Source organism: Prevotella sp. lc2012 (genome assembly GCF_900107065.1).
Classification (GTDB): Bacteria; Bacteroidota; Bacteroidia; order Bacteroidales; family Bacteroidaceae; genus Prevotella.
The window spans coordinates 1-12,431 of record NZ_FNUF01000001.1; the positions used below are offsets into that span (position 1 = coordinate 1).

11 protein-coding genes are annotated in these 12,431 nt (G+C 49.7%); 7 read left to right on the plus strand and 4 right to left on the minus strand.

From position 1 onward, the window contains the following. The first annotated feature begins 312 nt into the window (after nt 1–312). The 5 genes from BLU99_RS00005 to BLU99_RS00025 all read left to right on the plus strand — a co-directional run bounded on the left by BLU99_RS00005 (nt 313) and on the right by BLU99_RS00025 (nt 5,113). Nucleotides 313–708 carry a hypothetical protein gene (locus BLU99_RS00005; protein WP_144006061.1) on the plus strand — a complete coding sequence of 132 codons (396 nt, stop codon included), beginning with the start codon at nt 313–315 and terminating at the stop codon, nt 706–708. A gap of 881 nt (nt 709–1,589) precedes the next feature. Further along, entirely contained in the window at nt 1,590–2,897 is a 1,308-nt protein-coding gene (locus BLU99_RS00010; RefSeq protein ID WP_091899150.1) for a DNA cytosine methyltransferase, read from the plus strand. Next, entirely contained in the window at nt 2,894–3,892 is a 999-nt protein-coding gene (locus BLU99_RS00015) for an HNH endonuclease (RefSeq protein WP_091899151.1), read from the plus strand. The genes BLU99_RS00010 and BLU99_RS00015 overlap by 4 nt, the downstream gene beginning before the upstream one ends. A 196-nt stretch (nt 3,893–4,088) precedes the next feature. Beyond that, on the plus strand, nt 4,089–4,715 hold the full coding sequence (locus BLU99_RS00020; protein WP_091899887.1) for a very short patch repair endonuclease: 627 nt from the start codon (nt 4,089–4,091) through the stop codon (nt 4,713–4,715). Beyond that, a complete protein-coding gene (locus BLU99_RS00025) occupies nt 4,712–5,113 on the plus strand; it encodes a (deoxy)nucleoside triphosphate pyrophosphohydrolase (protein WP_091899152.1) in 402 nt (133 codons plus the stop codon). Before BLU99_RS00020 ends, BLU99_RS00025 begins: the two co-directional genes overlap by 4 nt. Nucleotides 5,114–5,284: 171 nt before the next feature. Here BLU99_RS00025 and BLU99_RS00030 read toward each other — a convergent pair whose 3' ends face one another. Next, complete coding sequence (locus tag BLU99_RS00030) at nt 5,285–5,704, minus strand: hypothetical protein (protein ID WP_091899153.1); 420 nt, start codon at nt 5,702–5,704, stop codon at nt 5,285–5,287. Nucleotides 5,705–5,842: 138 nt separating this feature from the next. Here BLU99_RS00030 and BLU99_RS00035 point away from each other — a divergent pair, with 138 nt between their 5' ends. Continuing rightward, nucleotides 5,843–7,567, plus strand: a complete 1,725-nt coding sequence (locus BLU99_RS00035; protein WP_091899154.1) for a glycogen/starch synthase — start codon at nt 5,843–5,845, stop codon at nt 7,565–7,567. A gap of 55 nt (nt 7,568–7,622) precedes the next feature. After that, nucleotides 7,623–10,199, plus strand: a complete 2,577-nt coding sequence (glgP, locus tag BLU99_RS00040) for an alpha-glucan family phosphorylase (RefSeq protein ID WP_091899155.1) — start codon at nt 7,623–7,625, stop codon at nt 10,197–10,199. A gap of 63 nt (nt 10,200–10,262) precedes the next feature. Here glgP and BLU99_RS00045 read toward each other — a convergent pair whose 3' ends face one another. The 3 genes from BLU99_RS00045 to BLU99_RS00055 are packed head-to-tail and all read right to left on the minus strand — an operon-like array spanning nt 10,263 to nt 12,414. Further along, entirely contained in the window at nt 10,263–10,829 is a 567-nt protein-coding gene (locus BLU99_RS00045) for a DUF4369 domain-containing protein (protein ID WP_091899156.1), read from the minus strand. A 7-nt stretch (nt 10,830–10,836) separates the two neighbouring features. After that, nucleotides 10,837–11,775, minus strand: a complete 939-nt coding sequence (locus BLU99_RS00050; protein ID WP_091899157.1) for a ribose-phosphate pyrophosphokinase — start codon at nt 11,773–11,775, stop codon at nt 10,837–10,839. Nucleotides 11,776–11,805: 30 nt separating this feature from the next. Continuing rightward, entirely contained in the window at nt 11,806–12,414 is a 609-nt protein-coding gene (locus tag BLU99_RS00055) for a thiamine phosphate synthase (protein WP_091899158.1), read from the minus strand. Nucleotides 12,415–12,431 lie beyond the last annotated feature (17 nt).

The following is a 12,431-nucleotide window of genomic DNA, read 5'->3' on the forward strand; positions in this document are numbered from 1 at the left end:
TCCCCTATCATCTCTCGAAGTAAAACAAGTTGTTTTACTGTCGTGGAGATAGGAGTTACGAGTCATGGAGATGCCTTCCATGAAGGTAAAACAACTTGTTTTACTGTAAGAGAAGATAAGTCTTATGGTGTAAAAGATACCTTCCAACCAACTAAGATGCCGTTATGTATCTAAATACATGCAAGTTAAAGAGAAAATAACACTTACTCCTAATGATGCCAATAAACTTTATCTCTCATTAAATAAAACAAAAAAGTTTCTCCCGAAGCCCTATTTTTCTTATATTTGCAACGACCATAAATATGTGTTAGTATGAAAAGGATAACAATTGCAATGATGGCCCTGATGTCATTGACGACAGCACAGGCCCAGGAAGAGAGACAAGACACCGCCATTTTCATGAACGGATGTCGAGAGTTTGTGAAGTATGTAGAAGAGCTGCCTGCATTGACCAAGTCAGAGGCCGATTCTATTATCAATTATCAGGACAGTATCGTAGAACGTTACCGTCAGATCAAGCCCCAGTTGAATGACGATCAGGTAGGAGAGTACAACCGTCTGAAGGGACGTTACACCAAGCGGATGCTTGAGTATCGTGGCGACCGTCTTTCCGACGGTCTTCAGGCCACTGGCGACAGCATCGCCAAGACTGCCAACCGTGTCGGTCAGCAGATTGGCGGCTTCTTCAAAGGCCTCTTCAATAAATAAGATTCTGCCAACTGTCAGCGAAATCTGACAGATCATCTACAAGCTAATCGAATGCCCACCAGAACAATCCTGGTGGGCATTTTCGTACCCACAAACCACCCTCCAGATTTCTTCCACTTCCCCCTCTAAAACTCTCAACATCTGAGAACCGTTTTCCTAACGTCAGGAAGATGGTCGAGATGAAAGATGGCTCACATCCTATGGAGGAATCATCTTAGAAAAAGAATTTTCTTCCACTTTCTTTTCTTATTTCAAGTTTTCTTTGTATTTTTGCATCTGTCATCTGCCCTGATGGCCGCGATGCATAATGAGTTGTGTGGAGCCGCAGGGTAGGGCACTACATATTGAAAGGCGTTATCGCGCTTTGTTTTTGGACAATCGAACTACCACATCGAAATGAGGACAAAAGCATTGCAGAGGTGACTGCCACGGGGTGTATATCATACTCCGTAGTGTGCTGCGAGGATCGTGTATCCTCAACGCACACTTAACGGTTAGCTATATACTTTGGCGTGGATGTTTCTCTGTCTGTTTTCCTCTTAGGCTGTGGTAGGCCGGATTGTCAAACGGGCAGGTGTAAGCATTCACGCTTTTTGTTTGTAGTAAACTATAAGTGTTACTGTTCGATTTTGGATGCTTACGGACAACTATAAATATTTAAACAAATTAGATAAGGTAATATAGAGATTTTGACATCCTTGATTTGACTGGTTAAGCAGAATTACCACACTACAGAACACATCAGTCGGACAAGCAACTGGATGTTTACGCTCATACGGGCGTGGACAGTTAGATTGTTGTCTGGTGTGGGCTGTGGTAGGCCTTGCTTAAACACCTTCTCTTCCACGCCCTCCTTTTCGAAATCGAAAGAGGGCTTTTTTATGGCTACGGTAGACAAGGATATCAATGAGAGTTCAGAGAAGATAGACAAGGTAAAGCGTATCGTACTAGACCGTGCGCTGGCACTGGAATACAGGAAAAAGATTCAGCAGACGCCCTTGGCAAATGGGACAATGTGGAAAGAACTGGAGTTCTCACAACCAGAAAATACGGTGCGTATCGGTACCGTATTTAGTGGTATTGGCGCCATTGAGCACGCTTTTCAACGGCTCGGACTGAGGCATCAGATTATGTTCGCCGGCGATATCGAACCGAAATGCAGAGAGAGCTACTTTGCCAACTATGACATACGCAAGGAGGACTGGTTTACGGACATCCGCGATTTTGATGCCCGGCCGTATAAGGGGAAAGTAGATTTTATCATTGGCGGCGCTCCCTGTCAGGCTTTTTCGATGGTCGGTCATAGACTGGGCTTCGAGGATGCTCGAGGAACGCTTTTTTACGAGTTTGCACGTGTGGTGAAAGAGACGCAGCCGAAAGTGTTTCTTTTTGAGAACGTTCGTGGACTTTTAAATCACGACAAAGGGCGCACTTGGCACGTGATGTACGATATCTTTAATGAACTGGGATATGATGTAAAGTTCCGCGTACTGAATAGTTGTGACTATGGCATACCTCAGCATCGTGAACGTGTGTATTGCCTCGGTTTCAAAAAGAAAACAAAGTTTGAGTTTCCAGCGCCCATTGATCTAGAATATAGAATGTATGACTTCTTGGAGGACTACATCGACACAAAGTATTTTCTGAAAGAGAAGGGAATAAAATTCGTGACAAGTCATAAGAACCATGATAAGTTTTACACGCAGATAAATGGTGAGATACAACTTTGCCAAAAGCGCAACCAGCAATTCAACTGGCATGGAGACTTTGTATATCATCCGGATTCTGAGTTGACTCCATCGGACGAAGCTTTTGATGAGTTCGTTTTCGACGTCCGCGACGTGGAGGAAAAATATTACCTCTCTGACAAGGTGGCTCACTATGTATTAGCAGGTGGTACCAAGAATTTTAAGACATCGACGGAGACCGATCTTAATGTGGCGCGTCCGCTGCTCCAATCGATGCACAAAATGCATCGAGCAGGTGTTGACAATTATGTGACGCACAAAGGACGCATTCGCAAACTCACACCTCGTGAGTGCTTGCGTCTGATGGGATTTAAGGACACTTTCAAGATTGTTGTGTCTGACACTTCGATGTATCAGCAAGCCGGTAATAGCATCGTTGTCGATGTGTTGATAGCTATTTTGAAGCAGATGGATATTACAAAATACGGAGTGAAGTTATGATTATCGCAGGTGAGAAATTCATATTTGATGGCACATTTGATACACCAATTACTGTGGCCGACAGCTGGGTGATGCCCAAGAACAAACTGGGTGATGGAAATGGAGAGGCCAAACTCTATGTTGGATCACGCGACAAGATGGAGGCTTTTTTTGGCGAAATTGGTTTTACGGCAACATGCTTTGTACTTCGACAAGATTTGCAGGCTTACATGCATGCTATTAAGGCTGAGTATCTAATGCCGTCTCAGGATTATCGAGGTAAAGATGAGATGCGTTTGCTGTGGAAGGAGCGAATGGAAAAGATAAATGCATTGTCAGATGATATCGTTTTTTTCACTCTTCGTGAACAATCGCATTTAGTGGGGGCGCGAGGTTATGTGAATTCGTCTGACAGAATATACAGACTTATACGTGAAATTTCTTTGCCTCTTGTGTCGTATATTTCTGTCATGCGGCTTGACTATAACGGTCAACTCATGTTTTACCTGAAACTATTCACAGATTTTGAGGAGATAGAGAAGCGTAAAGCTTATATCGAAAATTATGGAGTTTTCAAGAAAGCTGAGGAGGAAAATCTCATCGGCGTTTATGAAGAAGAAGTGGAGAAAAAGAAACCATCTGTAAGGTATGGTCGCGAAGGTCAAGACGAATATCGGAAGAAACTATTGGAGGAATGTCCTTTTTGCCCCATTACCATGATAAATGAGGAGTCACTACTCATAGCTAGCCATATTAAACCTTGGGCGGTTTCAGACTCTAGAGAACGCATTGACCCGAATAACGGTTTCATTTTCTCACCGCTCTATGATAAGCTTTTTGACCGTGGCTACATCACATTTAGCAATGATAAGCGTGTTTCAATCTCTAATTGGCTTTCGCGACAGGTCAAAGAACGTATTGGTATCAAAGAGAACCAACTCTTCCAATTCCTTCCGATGAATGATGAAAGGGCACATTATTTAGATTATCACCGAAGAACTGTGTTTAAGGGATGATAATGAAACAATGTGCACAGTAAACCGGAAATAACCTGGTTTACTGTGTATATTATTTATCTTCCGCTTTTATAATACGTAGGCCCTGCCGAATATGCGAATTATTTCTATTATAGGCAATATTTTTTATATAAATGTACCACAATTATAATTCTTTGTGGTATCTTTGTCCCTCTAAACTGATATGCCATTTGTTATGGACAAACTCTCTGTAGAACAGCGACACAGGAATATGGCGGCGATCCGAGGGAAGGATACGAAGCCGGAGATGATTGTGCGCAGGGGACTGTGGAGTAGGGGTTTCCGTTATAGGCTGAACTCACCACGGTTGCCGGGGCATCCGGATCTGGTGCTGAGGAAATATAGGACGTGCATATTCGTGAATGGGTGCTTCTGGCATGGACATCATGTGGAATTTCCTTCTTGCCCTTCTTGCGTCCCGTTGGTAGCAAGCGAGCAGAGCTCGAGCGCGACAGGCTCAGGGACCGCAAAGAGTGCGACAGGCTCTGGGATTGGGGAGGTGGAGAATAGTGAGTGTTGTAGGATTCCGAAGACGAACAGGGCGTTCTGGGTGGCGAAGATACGCAGGAACCAGGAGCGTGACAGCGAGGAACAGAGACGGCTGGCGGAGATGGGATGGCATTGTATCACCGTGTGGGAGTGTGAATTGAAACCGTCGAAGCGTGAGGCGACGTTGACGTCGCTGGCGTTTACGTTGAATAGGATATGGTTGGAGGAGCATGCTGTGGTGGGGAGGTCTTACCCGACTCTGGAGGAGGAAGATGGAGACTACCTGAGGGCAGCGGAGGAAGATGCAGAATGAAACAGATAGAAGTCGTAGCAGCGATCATACATGACGATGGGGGGCGTATCTTCGCCACGCAGCGGGGGTATGGCGACTATAAGGATGGATGGGAGTTTCCTGGGGGGAAGATGGAACCTGGGGAGACGCCGGAGGAGGCTCTGAGGCGTGAGATATGGGAGGAACTGGAGACGCGTATTGACGTGGAACGGCTGGTGCAGACGGTGGACTGGGATTATCCGGCCTTTCACCTGACGATGTACTGCTTCTGGTGTCGTGTGGAGAGTGGATCGCTCACGCTGAAGGAGCATGAGGCAGCACGGTGGCTCGGGCTCTCGGAGATAGATAGTGTTGACTGGCTGCCGGCCGACAGGGCGGTCGTGGAGACTATTAAAAAGGCGGATTCTTTTGCGGTGTGAGATGATTTGACTATATTTGTACCTTCAAAACACTTGGTTATGGATTGGCTTCATGTGATAGCGGTGGTGGCACTGGTGGCTATCGGTGTGTTCATCTACTGGAATAAGAAACAGGAATAGGTCTTGAATGGGCGGTGCCTGTCAAGATGGTGCGAGGCGAGGGGAGCATACTCAACGGCGCTTGAGTGTCAGTACCTTAGGTAGCTTCTGCCATTTCCCGTCCTTGGGGACTTTCAGGGCGCTTCCTTCTACTTGCTTGAGCTCGTAGATGGAGTCGTTCTTGACGGTGAGCGTGGCGGTGAGGTCTTCGCTGCCGTAGTCGTTGATCAGGGCGATGTGGGCGGTGTGGCCTTTCACCTTGGCCGTGGTGATGAGCCAGCAGAACGAGTTGTGGGTCTTACCGAGGTAGCCGGGTAGTGAGCCGTACAGGTCCTGACCGGGGACGGTGATGCTCTCGTCGTAGAAATCGATACGCAGAAAAACATCGTATTCGCTGTTGTATAGGTGGGCCCGAAATGGCCTGTTTTCTTGTTGCGCCGAGACGGAAATGGCCGTCATAACCAGTAGGGTGGCGAGGATTAACTTCTTCATTTTCTGTGCACTTTCTTATTTGCTTACAAAGTTACTAATCTATATCATGTTTTCGAGGAAAAATGAGAGAATATTTGTATAATGGTTGAATATTTTAGAAATATTTAAGTATCTTTGCTACCGATTATATATAGAGAGATGGCAAAAAAGCATTTAGTGCCAGACTACATCTTCGAGTCAAGTTGGGAAGTCTGCAATAAAGTAGGGGGAATCTATACCGTTCTTTCGACACGCGCCAAGACCCTGCAAAAGATACTTCAGGATAAGATCATTTTCATAGGTCCTGATTGCTGGAAAGAGAAAGAGAGTCCTTATTTCAAAGAGGACAAATCGCTCTTTGCCGACTGGCAGCGCGAAGCCAAGGAAGGTAACCGTGAACTCGGATTGCCAGGACTGCGTGCCAGGGTGGGCCGATGGACGGTGCCTGGCACACCTATCGCCATCTTGGTGGACTTCCAACCGTTTTTCGAGAAAAAGAATGAGATATATGGCTGGCTGTGGGAACACTACGGCGTAGACAGTCTGCATGCCTATGGCGACTACGACGAGGCTTCGATGTTCTCGTATGCTGCTGCTTTGGTGGTGGAGAGTTTCTATCATCATTATCTGGACAGCGACAAGAAGGTGATATACCATGCCAATGAGTGGATGTGCGGACTGGGTGCGCTCTATATCAACAACCGGCTGCCGCAGATCGGTACGGTGTTCACGACGCATGCCACAAGCATCGGACGCTCGATAGCTGGTAACATGAAACCGCTCTACGACTATCTGTTTGCTTATAATGGTGACCAGATGGCCGAGGAGCTGAACATGCAGAGCAAGCACTCGATAGAGAAGCAGACGGCTCACTATGTGGACTGCTTCACGACGGTGAGCGACATCACGGCGAAGGAGTGTGAGGAACTGCTGGACAAGCGTCCTGACGTGGTGCTGCCTAATGGCTTCGACAACAGCTTTGTGCCTACTGCCGCGCAGTTCACCCGTAAGCGTAATGCCGCCCGGCGGAAGATGCTGCAAGTGGCCAGTGCCTTGTTGGGTGAGGAACTCGACGACGACACGCTGATCGTATCGACGTCGGGCCGCTATGAGTTCCGTAACAAGGGTATCGACGTGTTCGTGGAGGCGATGAACCGTCTGCTCCGTGACCGTGACCTGAAAAAGAAGGTGGTGGCCTTCATCGAGGTTCCGGGATGGGTCGGTGAGCCTCGTAAGGATCTGCAGGAGCGCTTGGCTCAAGTTCAAGGCTCTAAGTCTAAAGCTCAGAGCTCAAAGACCGATGCGCAATGTTCTAAGTTCAATGGCCCCTTGGAAGTGCCGCAGGTGACACACTGGCTGCACAACATGAGTCACGACAACGTGCTGGGCATGATGAAATACTACGATATGCATAACCGCAAGGAGGACCGGGTGAAGGTGATATTCCTGCCTTGTTACCTCGACGGGCATGATGGTATCGTGAACATGACTTATTATGATGTGGTGCTCGGCAACGATCTTTGCATCTATCCTTCGTACTATGAGCCATGGGGCTACACACCGTTGGAGGCTATCGCCTTCAGGGTGCCTTGTATCACCACGGATCTGGCGGGCTTCGGACTCTGGGCTAACAAGGTGTTCGGCAAGGAGGGGGAGGTCGAGGATGGCGTGAAGGTGATTCACCGTACGGACTATAACTACTCTGAGGTGGCCGACTGTATCAAGGACACGGTGGCGGAGTTCTCGTGCATGACGAAGAAACAGGTGGAGGCTTGTAGGAAACAGGCGGAGGCCTTGTCGAAGAAGGCGCTGTGGAGTGAGTTCATCGGCTATTATGAGGAGGCATACGACATCGCCCTGCGGAAAGCGGAAGCCAGGAAATAGAAACATTTAGAATTGAGAGAGATATAACTGATTAGAATTTATAATTTGAGAGAGTATGAAAATAAAAGCTGATTACACGAATACACCTACGTGGAAGGATCTGACTGTGAAGTCGAACCTGCCCGAGCAGTTGAAGTGTTTGGATGAGATCGCCCACAACATGTGGTGGGTATGGAACTATGAGGCGCGTGACTTGTTCCGTGACCTTGACCCGGAGCTGTATCATGAGGTGAAGCACAATCCGGTGATGCTCTTGGAGCGTCTGAGCTTCGCCCGTAAGGAGGAGGTACTCAAAGACAAGGAACTGATGAAGCGCATCAAGAGCGTGTACAACCAGTTCCGTAAGTATATGGATGTGAAGCCTGATGCCAAGCGTCCGTCGGTGGCTTACTTCTGCATGGAGTATGGTATGCACTCGGCGCTGAAGATCTACTCTGGTGGTCTGGGTATGCTCGCCGGTGACTATGTGAAGGAGGCTTCTGACTCGAACGTCGATATGTGCGCTGTCGGTTTCCTCTACCGCTTCGGTTATTTCACACAGAGTCTGTCGATGGACGGACAGCAGGTGGCTAACTATGAGTCGCAGAACTTCGGTTCGCTGCCCATCGAGCGTCAGCTCGACAAGGACGGTAACCCGATGGTGGTCGACGTGCCTTATACCAACTATCAGGTGCATGCTTATGTCTGGCGTGTGAACGTGGGACGTGTGAAGCTCTACCTGTTGGATACTGACAACGAGATGAACTCTGACTTCGACAAGCCTATCACGCACAGCCTCTATGGCGGTGACTGGGAGAACCGTCTGAAGCAGGAGATCTTGCTGGGTATCGGTGGTATGCTGTTGCTGAAGAAACTGGGTATCAAGAAGGATATCTATCATTGTAACGAGGGGCATGCAGCACTCTGTAACTTGCAGCGTCTGTGCGACTATATCGAGGAGGGCCTGACATTCAACCAGGCTCTGGAACTGGTACGTGCTTCGGGTCTCTATACCGTGCACACACCGGTGCCCGCCGGTCACGACTACTTCGAGGAGGGACTGTTCGGTAAGTATATGGGCGGCTATCCGCAGAAGCTGGGTATCTCGTGGGATGAGTTCATCGGCATGGGTCGTACCAACCCTGATGATCACAGTGAGAAGTTCTGTATGTCGACTTTCGCCTGCAACACTTGTCAGGAGGTCAATGGTGTGTCGAAGCTTCATGGCTGGGTCAGCCAGAAGATGTTCGCACCGATCTGGAACGGTTACTTCCCCGAGGAGAACCACGTGGGGTATGTGACCAACGGTGTGCACTTCCCCACATGGGCTGCCACAGAGTGGCGTAAGGTCTATGCGAAATACTTCGATAAGAAGTTCATGAGCGACCAGTCGAATGAGGAGATCTGGCACGGCATCTACAACTGCCCCGATGAGGAGGTGTGGGAGACGCGTATGGCTCTGAAGAAAAAACTGTTCGACTATATCCAAAAACAGTTCCGTGAGACTTGGCTGAAGAACCAGGGTGATCCTTCTCGTGTGGTGACGCTGCTTAACTCGATGAACCCGAACGCGCTGGTCATCGGATTCTGCCGTCGTTTCGCTACATATAAGCGTGCTCATCTGTTGTTTACGGATCTGGAGCGTCTGTCGAAGATCGTCAACGATCCTGAGCATCCGGTGATGTTCCTCTTCGCTGGTAAGGCGCACCCCGCCGACGGTGCTGGTCAGGGACTCATCAAGATGATCTATGAGATATCTCAGCGTCCGGAGTTCCTGGGTAAGATTATCTTCCTCGAGGACTACGACTTCTTGTTGGCACGTCGCCTCGTATCGGGTGTTGACATCTGGATGAACACGCCGACACGTCCGCTGGAGGCTTCTGGCACATCGGGCGAGAAGGCTGAGATGAACGGCGTGGTCAACCTGTCGGTTAAGGACGGTTGGTGGCTGGAGGGCTATCGTGAGGGCGCCGGATGGGCACTCACCGAGAAGCGTACCTATCAGACACAGGGCTATCAGGATCAGCTCGATGCTGCCACGATCTATGGTCTGCTGGAGAATGAGATCATTCCTCTTTATTATAATAAGAACGAACAGGGCATCAGCGAGGGCTGGGTCAAGGTGATCAAGAACTCTATCGCTCAGATTGCACCGCACTATACGATGAAGCGTCAGCTCGACGACTACTACGATCGTTTCTATACAAAGCAGGCTATGCGTTTCAAGGCACTTGCTAAGGACGACAACCGTCTGGCCAAGGAGATCGCTCAGTGGAAGGAGACGGTGGCCGAGCGCTGGGATGCCATTCATGTGGTGGCTGCCGACTGGAACTTCCCTGCCGGTGGTGGTGAGGCTGGATCGAAGTACACCCTCCGCTATGTCATCGACGAGCAGGGGCTCGACGATGCCGTGGCTCTGGAGAAGGTGAACCTCTGTACCGACAAGGATGGTGAGGAGCGTATCTTCTCGATCGAACCGCTGAAGCTCGTGGGCAAAGAGGGTAACAACTATACCTTCGAGGCTACGCTGAAGCCGCAGCAGGCCGGACAGTACAAGAGTGCCGTCCGTATGTATCCGAAGAACACGAACCTGCCTCACCGTCAGGACTTCTGCTACGTGAAGTGGCTGGAGCTTCCTGCCTTCAACAACTAAGACAGGTATCGCTGAGATAGAAAAGGGCCCGGGTTCAATGGAACTCGGGCTCTTTGTTTGGGGTTATTGAAACGCTGGCGCCTGGTAGTGGTCGAGGATATAACGACCTAAGGCGTTGTCGCGGTTTCGCTGTGCCGCATGTTGGATGCAGGATGACATCCGACGATGCAGACAGTCGATGGCGTGCACGTGGTTCACTTGACCGGCGCTGTCGGTGGCTGGTTTTTTTAACAGGCGCATGACACCCTTGGACAACAGTTGGATAGAGTCGGTGAGGGCCTGCCACTCGTTGTTGACAATGGTGCCGGAGACTCGGGAGCATACCGGGGCACGGTTCAGTTCGATGGTGATATTACCAGGCTCCAGGAAGAAGGTCAGCCGCTGATCGGGCAACTGCTTCTGATAGACGGTACAGAGTCCCACGGTGTCGGTCTCGCCCGCAAACAGGAACTTCCCGTCGTGGACAAGGGTGACGGCAAGGGGGGCATCGGGGGTGGTATCGGCGGCCAGCACCACCGTGTCGCCTTCAAGGAACATGCCGGCAAAACCGTCGATACGATAAGAGTTGGACTGGCAGGCGGTGAGCATGAGACTCATCGCTGCCAGTCCAACTATAGACTTGCTATTCATGAAACCACTAAATAATATAGAGGTCGCTGATGCTCTCGTTCTTGATGACACGACGGATGGCCTCGGCGAAGGTGTCGGCAACGGACAACTGCTTGACCTTGGCACAGCGCTGCGTGTAGGGGATGGAGTCGGTGAACACAATCTCCTCAAGGGCTGAGGCCTGGACACGATCGCTGGCAGGACCGCTCATCACACAGTGACTGGCACAGGCGCGGACGGTCTTGGCTCCGTGCTCTTTCATCAGGTCGGCGGCCTTGGTGATGGTACCGGCGGTGTCAACCATATCGTCGATGATAACCACGTTCTTACCTTCTACCTCACCGATGATCTGCATGGTGGCCACGACATTGGCACGGGCACGTGTCTTATTACAGAGTACGAGCGGACAACCGAGGTACTTGGCATAGGTGTTGGCACGCTTCGAACCGCCTACATCGGGCGAGGCGATCACAAGATCGTCGAGATGGAGGCTCTGCAGATAGGGCAGGATGACGCCCGAGGCATACAGATGGTCGACGGGTACGTCGAAGAATCCCTGGATCTGGTCGGCATGCAGGTCCATGGTGATGACACGGTTCACACCTGCCACACTCAACAGGTCGGCCACTAGCTTGGCACCAATGCTGACACGGGGCTTGTCCTTACGATCCTGACGGGCCCATCCGAAATAGGGGATGACGGCGTTGATCGTACGGGCGGAGGCTCGCTTGGCTGCATCGATCATCAGCAGCAGCTCCATCAGATTGTCTGAGCTGGGGAAGGTGCTCTGTACGAGGAACACGTCGCGACCGCGGATGCTCTCTTCATACGAGACGGCAAACTCCCCGTCGGAGAATTTGGTGATTTGCAACTGGCCTAGTGGACAACCCAGGCTTTGACAGATCTTCTCTGCCAGGTATTTCGTTGCTGTACCTGAGAAAACCATGTAAGAGTTCTTTTCACTCATGAGTTAATTTCGTTTTTATATCGTCTTTCCTTAATCTATTGTCTTACGCAAACGCTCAAAATGGGTGAGCAGAGCCTTGTAGTCGAGCTCGTTGTGGATATTGAAACGGTTCCACAGATCACCACAGATGACAATACCACCAAAACCTAGGGCCTTGGCTTCCTTGACATTATTGAGGTTCATGCCTCCTAAGGCATAGACCTTCTTGTCTATCAGACCCTGACGGGAGGCTTCTTCTAACTCCTCGTGAGTGAACGACGCTTTCTCGTCGGCATTGGTCTGACTGTCGTAGATGGAGTGGAGAAACACATAGTTGGACTGTTTCTTTGCCTCTTTCAGTTCGCTGATGCTATGACAGGTTCTGGTGACGTTGCCCTTATACCCGATGGGGGGCTCTGTGAAGGCATCGTCGATATGAATGCCCTTCAGACGGTATTCCTCTTTCAGGTAGAAGTGACCGTGAACGGTGATCTTACTGTGAAAGTCTTCTCCCAACAGGGTGAGCAAACGCTCGGAATAGATGGGAGAGGCGCCCGGCTTGTATAGATGGAGATTCTCCAGTCCCTCTTCGAAAAGATTGGCTAGAATCTTATCTTCTTCGACGAAGAAGGTGGGCTTGGTCATTACAATGAGCTTCATTTTGGTATCCGTTCTCT

Coding starts and splice junctions, on each gene's coding strand:
- BLU99_RS00050 (WP_091899157.1), bottom strand. CDS start 11,775: ATGAGTGAAAAGAACTCTTACATGGTTTTCTCAGGTACAGCAACGAAA.
- BLU99_RS00030 (WP_091899153.1), bottom strand. CDS start 5,704: ATGAAGAAGTTAATCCTCGCCACCCTACTGGTTATGACGGCCATTTCC.
- BLU99_RS00015 (WP_091899151.1), top strand. CDS start 2,894: ATGATTATCGCAGGTGAGAAATTCATATTTGATGGCACATTTGATACA.
- glgP (WP_091899155.1), top strand. CDS start 7,623: ATGAAAATAAAAGCTGATTACACGAATACACCTACGTGGAAGGATCTG.
- BLU99_RS00020 (WP_091899887.1), top strand. CDS start 4,089: ATGGACAAACTCTCTGTAGAACAGCGACACAGGAATATGGCGGCGATC.
- BLU99_RS00005 (WP_144006061.1), top strand. CDS start 313: ATGAAAAGGATAACAATTGCAATGATGGCCCTGATGTCATTGACGACA.
- BLU99_RS00010 (WP_091899150.1), top strand. CDS start 1,590: ATGGCTACGGTAGACAAGGATATCAATGAGAGTTCAGAGAAGATAGAC.
- BLU99_RS00025 (WP_091899152.1), top strand. CDS start 4,712: ATGAAACAGATAGAAGTCGTAGCAGCGATCATACATGACGATGGGGGG.
- BLU99_RS00045 (WP_091899156.1), bottom strand. CDS start 10,829: ATGAATAGCAAGTCTATAGTTGGACTGGCAGCGATGAGTCTCATGCTC.
- BLU99_RS00035 (WP_091899154.1), top strand. CDS start 5,843: ATGGCAAAAAAGCATTTAGTGCCAGACTACATCTTCGAGTCAAGTTGG.
- BLU99_RS00055 (WP_091899158.1), bottom strand. CDS start 12,414: ATGAAGCTCATTGTAATGACCAAGCCCACCTTCTTCGTCGAAGAAGAT.